Annotated in this window: 14 protein-coding genes and 1 tRNA gene; 3 read left to right on the top strand and 12 right to left on the bottom strand. The window is 62.8% G+C overall.

The genetic code is table 11. The features are described from left to right. Window positions 1-9: 9 nt before the first annotated feature. Complete coding sequence (locus WOC76_RS10210) at window positions 10-384, bottom strand: hypothetical protein (RefSeq protein WP_341107110.1); 375 nt, start codon at window positions 382-384, stop codon at window positions 10-12. A gap of 242 nt (window positions 385-626) precedes the next feature. Beyond that, window positions 627-797, bottom strand: a complete 171-nt coding sequence (locus WOC76_RS10205; RefSeq protein WP_341107112.1) for a hypothetical protein — start codon at window positions 795-797, stop codon at window positions 627-629. A 169-nt stretch (window positions 798-966) separates the two neighbouring features. Here WOC76_RS10205 and WOC76_RS10200 point away from each other — a divergent pair, with 169 nt between their 5' ends. After that, window positions 967-1,623 (top strand): hypothetical protein, encoded by a 657-nt coding sequence (locus WOC76_RS10200; protein ID WP_341107114.1) that lies wholly within the window; start codon window positions 967-969, stop codon window positions 1,621-1,623. A gap of 65 nt (window positions 1,624-1,688) precedes the next feature. Here WOC76_RS10200 and WOC76_RS10195 read toward each other — a convergent pair whose 3' ends face one another. From WOC76_RS10195 to ftsH, 3 genes are all read right to left on the bottom strand, one after another. Beyond that, the gene (locus WOC76_RS10195) at window positions 1,689-2,186 is read right to left on the bottom strand and encodes a DUF1269 domain-containing protein (protein ID WP_341107116.1); all 498 of its coding nucleotides are present in this window, start codon (window positions 2,184-2,186) and stop codon (window positions 1,689-1,691) included. Window positions 2,187-2,574: 388 nt separating this feature from the next. After that, a complete protein-coding gene (gene amoC, locus WOC76_RS10190; RefSeq protein WP_341103640.1) occupies window positions 2,575-3,342 on the bottom strand; it encodes a bacterial ammonia monooxygenase, subunit AmoC in 768 nt (255 codons plus the stop codon). A gap of 404 nt (window positions 3,343-3,746) precedes the next feature. Further along, entirely contained in the window at window positions 3,747-5,672 is a 1,926-nt protein-coding gene (ftsH, locus tag WOC76_RS10185) for an ATP-dependent zinc metalloprotease FtsH (protein ID WP_341388231.1), read from the bottom strand. A gap of 284 nt (window positions 5,673-5,956) precedes the next feature. On the opposite strand from ftsH, the gene WOC76_RS10180 reads away from it, so the two are divergent. Next, complete coding sequence (locus WOC76_RS10180) at window positions 5,957-7,318, top strand: GlxA family transcriptional regulator (protein ID WP_341431404.1); 1,362 nt, start codon at window positions 5,957-5,959, stop codon at window positions 7,316-7,318. 373 nt (window positions 7,319-7,691) lie between these two features. Here WOC76_RS10180 and WOC76_RS10175 read toward each other — a convergent pair whose 3' ends face one another. From WOC76_RS10175 to WOC76_RS10150, 6 genes are all read right to left on the bottom strand, one after another. Further along, window positions 7,692-8,009, bottom strand: a complete 318-nt coding sequence (locus WOC76_RS10175; protein ID WP_341431403.1) for a hypothetical protein — start codon at window positions 8,007-8,009, stop codon at window positions 7,692-7,694. 41 nt (window positions 8,010-8,050) lie between these two features. Beyond that, window positions 8,051-8,698 carry an acyl-homoserine-lactone synthase gene (locus tag WOC76_RS10170; RefSeq protein ID WP_341107123.1) on the bottom strand — a complete coding sequence of 216 codons (648 nt, stop codon included), beginning with the start codon at window positions 8,696-8,698 and terminating at the stop codon, window positions 8,051-8,053. 129 nt (window positions 8,699-8,827) lie between these two features. Beyond that, window positions 8,828-9,769, bottom strand: coding sequence for a LuxR family transcriptional regulator (locus WOC76_RS10165; RefSeq protein ID WP_341107124.1), 942 nt, complete (start codon window positions 9,767-9,769; stop codon window positions 8,828-8,830). Window positions 9,770-9,842: 73 nt separating this feature from the next. Further along, window positions 9,843-10,793 (bottom strand): outer membrane protein, encoded by a 951-nt coding sequence (locus tag WOC76_RS10160; protein ID WP_341388226.1) that lies wholly within the window; start codon window positions 10,791-10,793, stop codon window positions 9,843-9,845. Between the two features lie 250 nt (window positions 10,794-11,043). Next, window positions 11,044-12,000 (bottom strand): outer membrane protein, encoded by a 957-nt coding sequence (locus WOC76_RS10155; protein WP_341107127.1) that lies wholly within the window; start codon window positions 11,998-12,000, stop codon window positions 11,044-11,046. 252 nt (window positions 12,001-12,252) lie between these two features. Further along, window positions 12,253-13,221 (bottom strand): outer membrane protein, encoded by a 969-nt coding sequence (locus tag WOC76_RS10150; protein ID WP_341107129.1) that lies wholly within the window; start codon window positions 13,219-13,221, stop codon window positions 12,253-12,255. A 413-nt stretch (window positions 13,222-13,634) separates the two neighbouring features. Here WOC76_RS10150 and WOC76_RS10145 point away from each other — a divergent pair. Beyond that, window positions 13,635-13,724, top strand: a tRNA-Ser gene (locus tag WOC76_RS10145). A gap of 126 nt (window positions 13,725-13,850) precedes the next feature. Here the strand turns inward: WOC76_RS10145 and WOC76_RS10140 are convergent. Continuing rightward, the gene (locus WOC76_RS10140) at window positions 13,851-14,231 is read right to left on the bottom strand and encodes a YidH family protein (protein WP_341107131.1); all 381 of its coding nucleotides are present in this window, start codon (window positions 14,229-14,231) and stop codon (window positions 13,851-13,853) included. Window positions 14,232-14,277: the final 46 nt, after the last annotated feature.

Here is a 14,277-nt window from a genome sequence, read left to right as displayed (position 1 = left end):
GGTCCCCAATCAGCGGAGGCATTGGCCGCGTTCGGCCCATGCGGCCTCCTGCGAGTCCGAAGGCGCCGCGCCCTGCGGGTCGCAGGCCTTGAAGACCCTGCCCCGCTCACCCATCGAAACGCCAGCCGGAAACTGCTCTATCGAGACGTAGAATCCTTTGTCGAGGGTGGCGCCGACCTGCGCGCGGGCGGCCTTGATTTGCGGAGTGGCCGCGGAGGCCTGTGACGACGGGAGATGATACCATTTCGCGGCGGTCGTCAGATTGCAGTCGCTTTTGGGCAGGCTGTTCGGACAAACCAGAATCCAGGTCTGCTGCCCGCCCCTCGCCGCCGCGGCGCTCGTGATCATCGCCAACAACACTGTGACGAGAATTGAGTTTTTCATGAATCAGCTCACTCCTTGCGGCCGTTGCCCCTCGCCGCCAGTTTAAGCAATGGGCGCTCCGGCCACAAAGAGATATCCGCCCCGCGACTCATGGCCGCGCGCTGTTTTGTCGGATTGAAAGGCCCAAGACGGCGCCCCATCCTCAGGCCACATGATCCTCAGAGCCCCCATCGCCAACGCCGTCATCGCCTCGGTGCTGTTCGCAGCCATTGCCGGGGCCGCCGTCTTTTTCGTCCATTGATTTATTTCCCTCCCAGTTCAACCGCTCTTTCATCGCAGAGTTTGAGCTCCTCCGCGCTCGCCGACCAGTAGGAGAGTTCGCAAAGGGCCTGGTAGCGGCTGCCGGCATAAAGCGACCAGACGCCGAAGCCGACCATCAGAACAAAGGCGGAGAGAAGCAGCGTTTTCTTCATATTTTCCTCGCGGTCGCGTCATAAGCTCGCAGCTTTTCGGATGCGCGGCAGACGGCAAAGCCGCAAAACCGGACAAATTCCGGCGGTTGCCGAGTTGGGAGGCGCGCACTATCCTCCCCGGGCTTTAAACGGCGCCCTTTCCCAAAACTGAACTTCCAAGGATATGACGATGTCCAACACCCCCGAAACGGCGGGCGGCGAGCCGACCGAACCTCACGCGGAAAAGCCGCAACAACACGAGGCCTCGTGGGTGACCGCGCTCGAGGAAGGTTTAGAGGAAATCAAAACCCAACCGGCGGAAGTGCTCTTCCTCGACGTTCTCAAGATTGATCTTCCCTATATCATCATGCTGTCGATGGCGGTGTTCGGCATCGGCCTTGTCACCTTCACAGGCCAGCCGATTGGCCTCTATTGGGAAATTCTCACCCTCGTCTACTGCGTTCTGTGCATCTATGTCGGTTGGCGAAACGCCGAGACCCGCCAAGAGCACGTAAAGCTGGTCTGGACGCAAATTCTGCATTGGGCGGCTTTCCTCGCCGCCATGTGGCTCATCTACACCCCGACGATGCGCGCACTCGTGGACGTGAACGCGACGGGCCTCAATCTCATGGTCCTTCTCGCGCTCGGCACCTTTGTCGCCGGCGTCCACGCGTCGGCCTGGCAAATCTGCGTGGTCGGATTGATCCTTGCGCTCTTCGTTCCCGCGATCGCGATCGTGCAGCGTTCGTCGCTCTTCATCATCGTGGCGCTCGTCGGCGTCATCTTCGTCGGCGTGAGCCTCTATATGACGTTTCACACGCACCGCCGCGCGCAAGGCGAGGTCTGAGATCTCTTTCGATGCAAGCGCGCCGGCCTCTTTGAAGCCGGCGCATTTTTTTGCTGTTTTTCGTCTCAGCCCGTGGGACTCTGGGCGGCGAGCGCCGCGCGGATAGCCTCGTCCTTTGATTTCTCGAAAGATGTGCGCAGGACGGTCCCGCCGACGCCACGCAGGCCTTCCAGCACCTTATCCGTGGTCATTTTGCGGACCAGCACGAAAAGCGCGGCGCCGCCGGGCGGCACGGCCTCGGCCACGTCCTTCATGAATTTGTCGTCGATGCCGAAATCAGTCAACGCGCCCGAGACCGCGCCGGAGGCCGCGCCGAGCGCCGCGCCCGCGAGCGGCATCATGAAGATCAAGCCGATCAGCGCGCCCCAGAACATGCCGGAGACGCCGCCGATCGCCGTGGTGTTGAAGAGCTGATTGAGCTTGATTTGGCCGTCGGGCTCCTTCACGGCGACAACTGCGTCGCCCAGTTCAATCAAATATTCCTTCTGCATCTGAAACAGCTTTTGCCGCACTTCCTCGGCCTTCTGCTCCGAGGAAAAGGCGATGACGAGAAGATCGTTCATAGAGGCTCTCCCGATATGCTCGCGAACATGGGCTCGCGCGCCGCAGGAACGATCTAATCGCCCGACGGCAAATTGCAATCGGACAAGCGAAGCTTGCGTGAGAAACAGGAGCGAAGCTCTCGAAAAGAAGCTTACCCGCGCGGCGCCGCGGGTGCGGCATCGGCGGGTAAAGACAGTCAGGCTGGGAGACGAGACTTGTCTCAGAAGCTTCTGTTTGGCGCCCTCAGACGCTGCTTCACGGGCACGGGGACCCGGCGCGGCGCCGCCAGCCAGAAGGCCAGGGGCGACAATACGGAAGCCAAGATCAGTAAATTCGCGATCATCTGCTCTGCCTCCACTCTCCAGGGACCGCTCGCGCCCGAAGGCGCGAGCAGCTTGATGACAAGTATTACTCGGTGAGGAGGGCGACGCCTTCCTTGCCGATCAGCGCATGGATGCGCATCAGGATCTGCAGCACGACGCCGAAGACGCCCAGGGCCATCCAGCCGAAGAACACGAAGCCCCAGTGAAGCGGAGCAACGAACAGCTCTTCCATGAACCAGAAGGTGTGGCCCCACTCATTCAGGCCAACGTTCGGGATGATCATGAACGGGCCGATGGCGACGATCAGGAACGCCAGCGAGTAGCCATGAGCAAAATACGGAATGCGGGTCTTCGCATAGAAGAACGCGCCAACCGCGATCACCGAATAGATCGGATAGCTCATGTAGAACTCGATGATGTGCGACGGCGTGAAGTCCGTGTCGCGAATCACCGTCATGTGCCACGTGCCGTCCTGCTCCGTGAAGAACGAAGCGCCCCAGTAAATGGCGATGCCGTAAACGACAAGCCACTGAACCAGAACAACCAGGCGGCGCATCTCTTCACGCGGCGAAACCGCGTCAACGTTGCGGTCGCGGGTCTTCCACAGATAGCCGGCAAGGCCCAGACCGGAGACGAGCTCCAGCGGAATCTCCGTCCACAGGATCGACATCCAATACGTCTGGAACTCAGGAGCAAAAGAGTCCAGGCCAGCGCGCCAGCCGTAGATCTGCTCGTAAATGCGGACGATCAGATAGAAAATGTTCAGGACCGCAAGGCCAATCCACATGCCACGCAGATCGACTACTTGTACCTCAGCAGCTGCGCCAGCAGCTGCGCTCGTCGTCGAAGCCATATTATAACTCCTCCTTTTGAGAGAGCTCTCGAGGTCTCCCCTCGAAGCTGTTTCATCTTGCTTTCTACGCAGCAAGACAACAGTGACTTTGTCGCCAATCTGGAGCCAAAAACCGCCATGCCCCGGTTCGCCACATTTCATTGATTTTGCATCGCAACATTGACATCGGCGCATTTCGGGGAAAATCAGGAAAAGTCTCCATGGAGGCGGCGCTCTGCTACGAGCGCCTGCCGCGCAGGGGCCTTGGCGCGAGGGCCTGTAGATGTGCGCTGCTCAGGCCCCATCCTTGCGCGGATCAGGGGCCTCCCCGGTGGTTTCTCGACAAGCCAAAAGCCCGCCCGAGCCTCTCCAAAAGAAAAGGCCCGGACACCGCCGGGCCTTCCCTTTTCTCATGCGACCATCGCTCAGATGGGCTGGGGCGCTACGCCGCCTTCGACATCGGGCTCGGGCTTCTGCCCGGTTGTGGGCACCGCCGAGCCGCGGGGCGGCTGGGGCGACGAGGCGCTCGTGTCCTCTCGCACCGGGCGCTTGCCCTGCAGCAGGCCGCGCATCTCCTCGCCGGTCAGCGTCTCGAACTCCAGCAGGCCATTGGCCAGCGTGTCGAGCTGCCCCCGCTTCTCGGTCAGGATCTCCCTGGCCTTGTCATAGGCCTCCTGAACCAGGCGCCGCACCTCGGCGTCGATCGTCTGCTGCGTCGCCTCGGAGAGGGTCTGCTGCCGGCCGAGCGAATAGCCAAGGAACTGCTCCTGCTGCGGCTCGGCGTAGGCCACCGTCCCCAGCTTGTCCGAGAAGCCCAGCTGCGTGATCATCGCCCGAGCCACTCGCGTGCACTGCTGGATGTCCGACGCCGCGCCGGAGGTCACCTTGTCGTGGCCGAAGATCAACTCCTCCGCCACGCGCCCGCCCATGGCGATCGCCAGCATCGCCGTCAGCTGCTCATAGGTCTGAGACACCTGATCGCGCTCCGGCAGGCCCTGCACCATGCCCAGCGCGCGGCCGCGCGGGATGATCGTCGCCTTGTGGATCGGCATCGCCCCCGGCACAGTCAGCTGGACCAGCGCATGGCCGCCCTCGTGATAGGCCGTGAGCTTCTTCTCTTCCTCGGTCATGCTGAGCGTGCGGCGTTCCGCGCCCATCATGATCTTGTCGCGCGAGTCCTCGAACTCCTGGTTCGTGACGATCCGCTTCGAGCGCCGCGCCGCCAGCAGCGCCGCCTCGTTGACGAGGTTCATCAGATCCGCGCCCGAGAAGCCCGGCGTGCCGCGCGCCACCACCTTGAGGTCGACGTCCGGCGCCAGCGGCACCTTGCGGGCGTGAACCTTGAGGATCTTCTCGCGGCCGATGAAGTCGGGGTTCGGCACCTGGATCTGACGGTCGAAGCGGCCCGGACGCATCAGCGCCGGATCGAGCACGTCCGGACGGTTGGTCGCGGCGATCAGGATGATGCCCTCATTCGCCTCGAAGCCGTCCATCTCGACCAGCAGCTGGTTCAGCGTCTGCTCGCGCTCGTCGTTGCCGCCGCCGAGGCCCGCGCCGCGATGGCGGCCGACCGCGTCGATTTCGTCGACGAAGATGATGCAGGGCGCGTTCTTCTTGGCCTGGTCGAACATGTCGCGCACGCGGCTCGCGCCGACGCCCACGAACATCTCGACGAAGTCAGAGCCCGAGATCGAGAAGAAGGGCACGCCCGCTTCGCCCGCGATAGCGCGCGCCAGAAGGGTCTTGCCCGTGCCGGGCGGGCCGACCAGCAGCACGCCGCGCGGAATGCGGCCGCCCAGACGCTGGAACTTGCCCGGATCGCGCAGGAACTCGACGATCTCCTGCAGGTCTTCCTTCGCCTCGTCCACGCCCGCGACGTCCTCGAACGTCACCTTGCCGGCCATCTCCGTCAAAAGCTTCGCCTTCGACTTGCCAAAGCCCATCGCGCGGCCGCCGGCGCCGCCCTGCATTTGGCGGGCCATGTAGATCCAGACGCCGATGAACAGCAGCAACGGCAGGCCATTCACGAGCAGCGTGGACAGCCAGCCCGGATTCTCTCCGCCCGGCTTGGCGCTGATCTGCACCTTTTTAGACTCGAGCTTCTGAACGAGCGACGGATCGTTCGGCGCATAGGTCGTGAAGGAGCGGTTGTCGTTGAAGTGTCCCGTGATTTCATTGCCCGCGATCGTGACGTCGTGCACGCGGCCTTCGTCGATCTGCACCAGCAGCTCGCTGAAGGTTATCTCGCGCGCCGGCGTGCGGGATTGCTGATGCTGGAACATCGCAAAAAGAACCACAGCGACGGCGACGAAGACGACCCAAGGCAAATATTTCTTCCAATTCGCCTTCATTTGCACCTCCCTGGGCGCGCCCCGCTGAATTCGCGAGGAAAACCGGCCCGTGTAACAGCATCGTGACAGAGGACGGATGCCCTCGCCATACTCAACATGAGGTTGGAGCCATCCTAGGTCAGGATGGCGAAATAGCCAAATCGAGTCCATAATTCGCCAAAAAACGAAATTGGTGGGGAGGCATGCTCAAAATCGTCGTCGCGGGCCTGGATGGCTGTCTAGGCTCCGCTTTTGTCGGTTTGTCCGACTTTTTTTCGCTCGCCAAGCGCAGGATAGGCGCCTCCATGCCTCCGGCCGGAGACGCCCCGGCGGGGGCGGATTTCTGCACCGTGACCGCCGGCGTCGCCGCTCGTCCGATTCTCGATGGAGCGGGCGCGCGCTTCGATGTGGAGACGTCTTTCGACGAAATTGCGGTCTGCGACGCCATCATCGTGCCGAGCTTCGCGCCGGGTCCGGAAGGCGAGGTTCCGGACATGGCGAACTTTGGCGCGGCGGCGGCCTGGCTGCGCCGGCACCATTCGCGCGGCGCGCTGATCGGCGCGTGCGGCTCAGGCGTTTTCCTGCTCGGCGAGGCCGGACTCCTCGAAGGACGCCGCTGCACGACCAGCTGGTGGCATCACGAGGATCTGAAAAAGCGTTATCCCCGCGCGGATTTGGCTTGGGGCGCGCGGCTCATCGACGACCGCCGCGTCGTTACCGCGGCGGGGCCGATGTCCTGGATCGACGTCGGTTTGCATGTGCTGAAGACGCTCTGCGGCGCAGAAGTGGGGCGCCTCGCCGCCGATTTCACACTCGGCGACATGGGCCCCGCCAAGGGTCCCGCGCGCGCCGCCGGTTACAGCCCGGTCACGGTCTCGGGAAGCGCCGACGCGTTTCTCACGGAGGCGGAGCGAATCGTCCGGCAGGCCGACGCCGATTTCAACGCGCAGGATCTGGCGCGCTCCCTCTCCACCTCCGAGCGCACACTGCACCGCAAGCTCAAGATCGCCTGCGGCGAGTCTCCGAAGAGCTTCATCGACCGCATTCGGGTCGAAACGGCGCGGACGCTACTCGAGACCAGCGAGAAACCCGTAAAAGAGCTGGCGGCGAGCGCAGGCTTCATCGACGAAGCGAGTTTCCGGCGGGCGTTCCGGCGCTATGCTGGCATGGCGCCCTCCGCCTATCGCGTCTGGGCGCGCGCCAAGGCTCAGGACAAGGCGCAGATCTTTTCGGTGAAAAAGTCCGAAATCATTCCGGAGATCCTCACCACGATTCTGGACACCTGCGTCAACGGAATCACCCTGACGGACCCCGATCTCGAGGATGCGCCCATCGTTTACGTCAACAAGCGATTCGAGGAGATCACCGGCTATGAGCCAAGAGAGATTCTGGGCCGGAACTGCCGCTTCCTGCAAGGCCAGGACCGCGATCAGGAGGGGCTGCAACGGCTGCGCGAATCGATCCGTAGCCGCCAGCCTGTAGAGGTAACCCTGAGGAACTATCGCAAGGATGGCGTGCTTTTCCACAACAAGCTCAACATCACGCCGCTTTTCGACGAGCAGGGAACGCTGATTTATTTCCTGGGAGTTCAGTACGACGTAACGGAGCAGGTCCGGGCCGAAGCGGAAATTGGCGATCTGAGAGCGAGGCTGAAGGCAATCGCTTGAGCCCTGGCTCGCGAAGGATCGTCGCCGCGTTGCGGCGATCTTCTCTCAGCGCTATTCGCTCACGCATTTTCGTGCGGCGGCGACGCCTAGCGCCGCTACGCATCGTGCGTTGCACAACTTTTCCCGCTTGCGCCCTGCCCGGACAGGGTGCGTTATTATGCCGCGCTGCGGGTTAATCTCCCAGAAAGAAGAAACCCTGCGGCGTCGCTAGAGGCAGAGGGAAATGTCATGAGCTCGTTTACCGCCATTGTCTCGATACTCGCCGCCGCAGCCGCCGTCACCTTCGCGATCACGGCTTACGTCAATTAAGGAAAGCGGGCGCCGGGGGAGTGCGCGACGCGCGTCTCGAGCCAGACGCGCGTCGTCCTGTCCCTCAGCGGCGAGCGCCTCTGAGGCGAGCTTTGCCTGTCGTCCTATGCGTGGCGTTTGCCGCAATGAGGCGGGACGATGAAGGACGAGAAGGGAGCGTCTCTGGCGTTTTCGAGAGGGCGTCCATCTCCCGAGCCAGACTGAGCAGCCAGTCCCGGCTCCTCCTGGATCCGCGGCGCACCCGGCGTAGTGAGCCGACGAACTCGACCTCCTCGATCTCAGCGAGCACGGCGACCGCATCACCATTGCAGCGGCGCCGGTAGTCCCTCTCTATTTGCACGTCGAGCAGGGGGAAGTTTCTGTAAGTGATGAAGCGTATCATTCTCTGCCCTCTCCTGATTTTCCCATCGCTTGGCTTCGTGTTCAGCACGCCAACCGCGCCTGCATGTTCCTGATGGCTTCCGGCTCGAGCGTCACGCTCGCCACCCCGGCGAGGTTGCGCACGCGCGCGTCCCATCCTGGCCCGACCTCGTAGAGGACAGCGTAGGTTTCGACGCCGCCGATCATTTGCGGAGGACCGAGAGGCTCGCCCGCGCAACCGCAACGCATCAGCATGCGGTGCATGACCCGGTCGTAGACTGTGACGATATGCGTGAGCGACGCGGCCTTGCCGATTTCGTTGAGCGCCAGCCCCAATTCGGCCGTGGCGCGGCTTATCGTGGGAACATCCACCCGCGTGTCTCCCGTCATTCGCACGGTGAACCGACTCGATTCCCAGATCAGCGGGCTCTCAATTCGCGCCCCGTCCGGCAGAAGCTGCGGAAAAGTGTCATTCAGCATATTGAATCCGGTGGTCGGCAACAGCCTGAGCCCGCCAATCACTCGTTCGTCTTCATCGAGAGACAGGACATAGAGAGGATCGAGAGCGTCATAGCCGTCGATCTCCCAGCGGTTGATCACCGTCACTTGCCACTTCAGCCGCTCGTGAAAGACGCTGCGGCGCAGCCGATGCATTTCGTCAATGAGCCGGGGGTAACGGTCCCGCCACTCGCCCGGAATAAGTCTGATCATTGCCAACTCCTCCATCGTAAGCTTTACGATTTCAGGAAAATGCAGCAATGACAGTGGGTTATCACCTCCCGAAAATGGGAGGTGAATCGGTTGTCGAGGCGACTTTCCCCTCCCAAAAAAGGGGGGTTATCACCGTTTCCGGGGGAAAAGGTGGGTAGGCTCGTACGACATGTTAATCAGGCCGAGCGCGAGAGCCTTTGCGACCGTGTGCGTGGCGTTGACAGTATTGAGTCGCGCGCGGGCGGATTCGAGGTGGAATCTCACAGTATGTGGGCTGATTCCCAAAATGCGTCCGATTTCGTCGTCGGTCTTGCCGAGCGCCTTCCACCTGAGACAGCTTGCTTCGCGCGGGGGAAGATGGACGCCCGTTTCCTCCGCCACGCCGCAGCCGCGCAACGCCGCCGCGTGAAAGTTGAATGCGACAATCATCAGATCGCGCATCAGATCACGCTTCATCGCGCGCCACTCGGCCTCGGTCTCATTGCTGGTGACGGAGAAGAGGGCGAACTCCCCCAAACGGCCACGCATGGGGATCGTCAAGCCATTGGCGCCGACGTCGAGTTCCTGGGCCTCGCCGAAAAACTTGCGAATGATCGGGTCGCCCCGGTCGATATCGGCCCAATCGACAGGCAGGATTCCGCCAAGTCCGGACCGCACGATGGGGTCGAGGTCCACGTAGCCGCTCTGCGCGTAATGCTTCTGCCACTCAGCGGAATAAGTAACAGAAAGGAGCGGTCTTTGCGCCCCGGGAGCTGGCATGTTCAACGCCGCGTAGGCGACGTTATGCAACCCCCAGGCTCGGGTGAAATCGCAGATGACAACAGAGGCGGCCTCGATCCGGTCCGCTGCCGCCAATCGATCGATCAGGTCGAAAAAATCATCGGGATGCACGGAACTGCCCATTTCCACAACGCTAAAGCTCACGCTATTCAGTTCGTCGTTTGCATACAACCGACCGGACCGCGAATCGTTGAACGTGATGAACAGCTGGCAAGCTTCTGCGCGGCCGAAGAGGTAAAAACCCTCGCCCCATGCGCCCATCGCCCTCCCCTTCCGATGGCGCGCCGACATGATCGTCCGCCATGCCTCTCATGCAAAAAGCCTGGCGCTGCGGCCAGGCTTCTTGTTGAGGACGACAGTCCGATCAGTATTTCGCGATGATCGGGGCCGGAGAGCCCCAGTTGAAGTGATAGTTCACGCCGGCGCGAACGATATTGCCATTCACGCGCGCGCGCGTCTGCCCGCCGAAAATGGCGTTGAGTCCGGTGTTGTTGTTCGTGGCCGCCATCGCGAAGTTCTGCGTGACCGTGCCCAGGTCATAATAGAGATACTCGACCTTGGCCGACCAGTTCGGCATGAACATCCATTCGAGACCGCCGCCGGCCGTCCAGCCGACCTGCGTATTCGAGAAGTTGACTCCACCGACAGAGACCGGGAGAACAGGCGCGCCCGCAGCCGTCAGCTGGTTGACGAAGAAGTCATTGTAGATCATCGACGTCGAGTTCAGCGTCACGCCGCCGTAGGCGAGACCGCCCGTGCCGTAAACGAGCATGGTAGGCATGAAGAGCCAACCGAGACGGCCGCGGACGGTGCCCAGATAGTCGAGGCTGCCGCGCACCGAGTGAACGCCCACGTAATTGCTGCCGTCAGCAACCGACGCGCCGGTCATGAAGGCGCGGCTGCCGCTATTGCCGGCGATGCCCTCGATGTCGGCCTCCAGACCCACGACCAAGTTGTTGTAAAACTGCCAGTTGTAACCGATCTGGCCGCCGCCGATGAAGCCGCCGTTCCCGCCACTGTTCGTCCCGGCGGCCGAACCCGCCGCCGAGAAAGCGGCTAGATACGAATCGGTCAGAGCGGCGCCGCCATGCGGCCAGCCCGCGCTGGCGCCGACCGGCCCCATCCCGAGATACTGACCGTTGCTGTTGGCCCAGGCGCCACCTGCGTTGAGGCCGACATAGAACCCCGTCCACATGGGCGGCGGCGGGGGCGGCGGGGGGAGGACCGCCGGGCCCTTGCGGGAGGGAAGATCGGCGGCGAGGGCGGAGCCCGCCGTCACGGCCAGAGCAGCAAGGGAAAGCGCAATCTTTTTCATCTTCATACCTCTTCGTCGGCTCGACGACGCAACAACCGCGTCGCGCTCTGAAGTTGTCTGGCCCAGTCGCGACAACCGCTCCGTGTGCCTCCCCGCCTTTTTGATCGAGCTTGACCGTTGCAGTCAAAGCCTATCTTGACCGTTGCCATTCAAATTGCATCGCTTTCGCCAGAACTGTGGCACGAAGGACACAAAAGCGAAGAGCCCGGCCTTGCGGCCGGGCTCCAGAGTCGAAACCTCGAAAAGTCGATCAGTATTTGGCGACGACCGGAGCCGGCGCGCCCCAGTTGAAATGATAGTTCAAGCCAGCCCGAACGATGTTGCCGTTCAGGCGGCCGCGCACCTGGCCGCCGAACAGGGCGTTGCCGGTCGGCGCAACCGGGTCAGAAGCCACCAGGGCGAAGTTCTGCGTCACCGTGCCGAGATCGTAATACAGATACTCGACCTTGGCCGACCAGTTCGGCATGAACATCCATTCGAGGCCACCGCCGGCCGTCCAGCCGACCTGCGTGTTCGAGAAGTTCACCGAGCCGAACGAGGCGGGCTGGGCGAGCGCCCACGGGCTGACGCCCGTCGTCGTCACGACCGTCGCCGCGTTCAGGGTCACGCCGCCATAGGCGAGACCGCCCGTGCCATAGACCAGCAGGGTCGGCGTGAACAGCCAGCCCAAACGGCCCCGGACGGTGCCGAGATAATCCAGGCTGCCGCGCGCGGTGGTGAGCGAAGCGTAGCCGTCGGCGGCGCGCAAGCCACCGAGCGCCCCGACCGTAACGCCATTCGCCACAGTACGGCTGCCGCTGTTGCCGGCGATGCCCTGGATGTCAGCCTCGAGGCCAACGACGAAGTTGTTGTAGAACTGCCAGTTGTAGCCGATCTGGCCGCCGCCGATGAAGCCGCCGTTGCTGCCGGAGTTCACGCCCGTCGCCGACGCGGCGGCGGAGAACGCAGCCAGATACTGGGGCTGGATGGCCGGCGCCAGCGTAGCCCAAGTCGGGTCCGCGCCGATGGGGCCGACCGCCATGGTCTGCTGGTTGCTGTTGGCCCAGGTGCCGCCGGCGTTCAGGCCGACGTAGAAGCCGGTCCACATGGGCGGCGGCGGGGGCGGCGGCGGAAGGACCGCCGGGCCCTTGCGGGAGGGAAGATCGGCGGCGAGGGCGGAGCCCGCCGTCACGGCCAAAGCGGCGAAGGAAAGTGCAATCTTTTTCATTTCATACCTCTTCGTCGGCTGAACGACACAACCAATGGCGCGCGCTCTGAAGTAGCCTCGGCTCAGGCGCGAAAACTCGCCCCGTTCGCCACGCCCTCTTTTTGCTTTAGCTTGACCATTCGCGTCAAACGCTATGTCGTCATTCACCGACCTGAGGCTTTGCTTTTCGCGCCACTGTGGCGCAAAGGACACAAAAAAAGAGCCCGGCCTTGCGGCCGGGCTCCTGGGACCCAAGAACTCGAAAGAGTTCGATCAGTATTTCGCGACGACCGGAGCGGGAGCGCCCCAGTTGAAGTGATAGTTCACGCCAGCGCGAACGATGTTGCCGTTGAGGCGCGCACGCACCTGGCCGCCGAACAGGGCGCCGCCGTTGCCGCCGAAGGCGCCCGGGAAGTTCGGGTCGAACGACGCCAGGGCGAAGTTCTGCGTGACCGTGCCGAGATCGTAATAGAGATACTCGACCTTGGCCGACCAGTTCGGCATGAACATCCACTCGAGGCCGCCGCCGGCCGTCCAGCCGACCTGCGTGTTCGAGAAGTTGACGCCGCCGAAGCTCGGAGCGAGCGTATTGCCCCAGATGCCCGACGGGACGACAGCCGACGCATAGTTCAGCGTCACGCCGCCATAGGCCAGACCGCCCGTGCCATAGACCAGCAGGGTGGGGGTGAACAGCCAGCCGAGGCGGCCGCGCACCGTGCCGAGATAGTCGAGGCTGCCGCGCACGCTGTGGATGCCGGCGAAGGAGTCGCCGAGCGCGCTGCCGGCGATGCCGGGAACGGCCGAGCCGGTCGCGAAGGTGCGCGACGAATTGCTGGAGGCGATGCCCTGGATGTCAGCCTCGAGGCCCACAACGAAGTTGTTGTAGAACTGCCAGTTGTAGCCGATCTGGCCGCCGCCGATGAAGCCGGCGTTGTTGCCCGAGTTCACGCCGCCCGCAGAGGCGGCCAGGCTGAAGGCGCCGATGTAGTTGGCCTGCTCGCCGGTGATCCAGCCGGGCGACCAGTTCGGAGCCACGCCGACCGGGCCGACCGCGACGACCTGCTGGTTGCTGTTGGCCCAGGTGCCGCCGGCGTTCAGGCCGACGTAGAAGCCGGTCCACATGGGCGGCGGCGGGGGCGGCGGGGGAAGGACCGGCGGACCCTTGCGGGAGGGGAGATCGGCGGCGAGCGCAGAACCAGCGGTCAGCGCGAGCGCGGCGACGGAAAGAGCGATTTTTTTCATTCCAGCCTCTTTGAACAAATTTTGTCGGAACCGCGCCCAAGCGCACGCTTCCAACCTTTTCGCCTGGCCTAGCCGGAGAAACGATTCAGTTCCCCGCTCAGCCATGGCCCTATCCATCAGCAGCCCCCCTGCACAGTCAACGAAATCCGTCCAACAGACTGAAGCTTAACCGCAGTTTGAGCCTGTGCTGTTGCGTAAAAGTCACGAATTAACGGCAGGCTTATTGCCAAGCTCAAGTAATGATTTGGAACTAATCTTTAGCTTTGCCATTTCCGTTTCATTGCGTTTGGCAGGACTCTGCCTTCTGAGCCGCCAATGGGTTTGGGATTTCTGGCTGCGGGGACAATTCACGGCCGCTGCTTGCCAAGAGAGAGAGGCTTTGGCATATGTCGCTTGCCGCGCGTCGCGCGGAAGGAGACGTGGCCGAGAGGCTGAAGGCGACGGTTTGCTAAATCGTTATAGGGGAAACCCTATCGTGGGTTCGAATCCCACCGTCTCCGCCAGCTCCCTTGCGGTCGCGAGGATGAGGTCTGGCGATGAATGAATTCGGGAACGGCTTTCTACTGAATGCGGTGATCGGCTTCGCTCTGGCGCTGCTGGTTTCCTTCGCCTTCGTCTGGTTCGGCTGATCACCCGACCGCCAGATAGGCGCAGAAAACCGCGACGCCGAGCACAAGGGCGGAAAGGGTGACGAGAGTGACGCGGGTCGCCGCTGGCGTATGCGCCTCGCCATCTTCGATCAGGCGCGCCGTCTGCAAAAACCTCAACGTCGCGACGATGATCAGGGCAACGCCGGCCCCGACGAGCGTTATGCCGCCATAGCGGCCGGATGGACTGGCCAGGTGGTGAAATCGCATCGCCGCCGATTCGCCGGCCTCCCCCGCCATAGCGAGCAGAAACAGATTGAATCGCTCGATGACGAACCCGAGCGCGATGACGGCGACTCCCGTCCGTATCCAGGCCAGAAAAGTCCGCTCATTCGCGGCGATGTTCGTATAGTCGCGGATCATCGGGCAATCCTCCTGTCTTCCTGCATGTAGGTCGCCCATCATTGCC

This window comes from Methylocystis sp. IM3 (genome assembly GCF_038070105.1).
Classification (GTDB): Bacteria; Pseudomonadota; Alphaproteobacteria; order Rhizobiales; family Beijerinckiaceae; genus Methylocystis.
Note: the sequence above shows the minus strand (reverse complement) of the source record. Positions and strands in the feature narration are given on the sequence as shown.

Coding starts and splice junctions, on each gene's coding strand:
- WOC76_RS10210 (WP_341107110.1), bottom strand. CDS start 384: ATGAAAAACTCAATTCTCGTCACAGTGTTGTTGGCGATGATCACGAGC.
- WOC76_RS10205 (WP_341107112.1), bottom strand. CDS start 797: ATGAAGAAAACGCTGCTTCTCTCCGCCTTTGTTCTGATGGTCGGCTTC.
- WOC76_RS10200 (WP_341107114.1), top strand. CDS start 967: ATGTCCAACACCCCCGAAACGGCGGGCGGCGAGCCGACCGAACCTCAC.
- WOC76_RS10195 (WP_341107116.1), bottom strand. CDS start 2,186: ATGAACGATCTTCTCGTCATCGCCTTTTCCTCGGAGCAGAAGGCCGAG.
- amoC (WP_341103640.1), bottom strand. CDS start 3,342: ATGGCTTCGACGACGAGCGCAGCTGCTGGCGCAGCTGCTGAGGTACAA.
- ftsH (WP_341388231.1), bottom strand. CDS start 5,672: ATGAAGGCGAATTGGAAGAAATATTTGCCTTGGGTCGTCTTCGTCGCC.
- WOC76_RS10180 (WP_341431404.1), top strand. CDS start 5,957: ATGCCTCCGGCCGGAGACGCCCCGGCGGGGGCGGATTTCTGCACCGTG.
- WOC76_RS10175 (WP_341431403.1), bottom strand. CDS start 8,009: ATGATACGCTTCATCACTTACAGAAACTTCCCCCTGCTCGACGTGCAA.
- WOC76_RS10170 (WP_341107123.1), bottom strand. CDS start 8,698: ATGATCAGACTTATTCCGGGCGAGTGGCGGGACCGTTACCCCCGGCTC.
- WOC76_RS10165 (WP_341107124.1), bottom strand. CDS start 9,769: ATGTCGGCGCGCCATCGGAAGGGGAGGGCGATGGGCGCATGGGGCGAG.
- WOC76_RS10160 (WP_341388226.1), bottom strand. CDS start 10,793: ATGAAAAAGATTGCGCTTTCCCTTGCTGCTCTGGCCGTGACGGCGGGC.
- WOC76_RS10155 (WP_341107127.1), bottom strand. CDS start 12,000: ATGAAAAAGATTGCACTTTCCTTCGCCGCTTTGGCCGTGACGGCGGGC.
- WOC76_RS10150 (WP_341107129.1), bottom strand. CDS start 13,221: ATGAAAAAAATCGCTCTTTCCGTCGCCGCGCTCGCGCTGACCGCTGGT.
- WOC76_RS10140 (WP_341107131.1), bottom strand. CDS start 14,231: ATGATCCGCGACTATACGAACATCGCCGCGAATGAGCGGACTTTTCTG.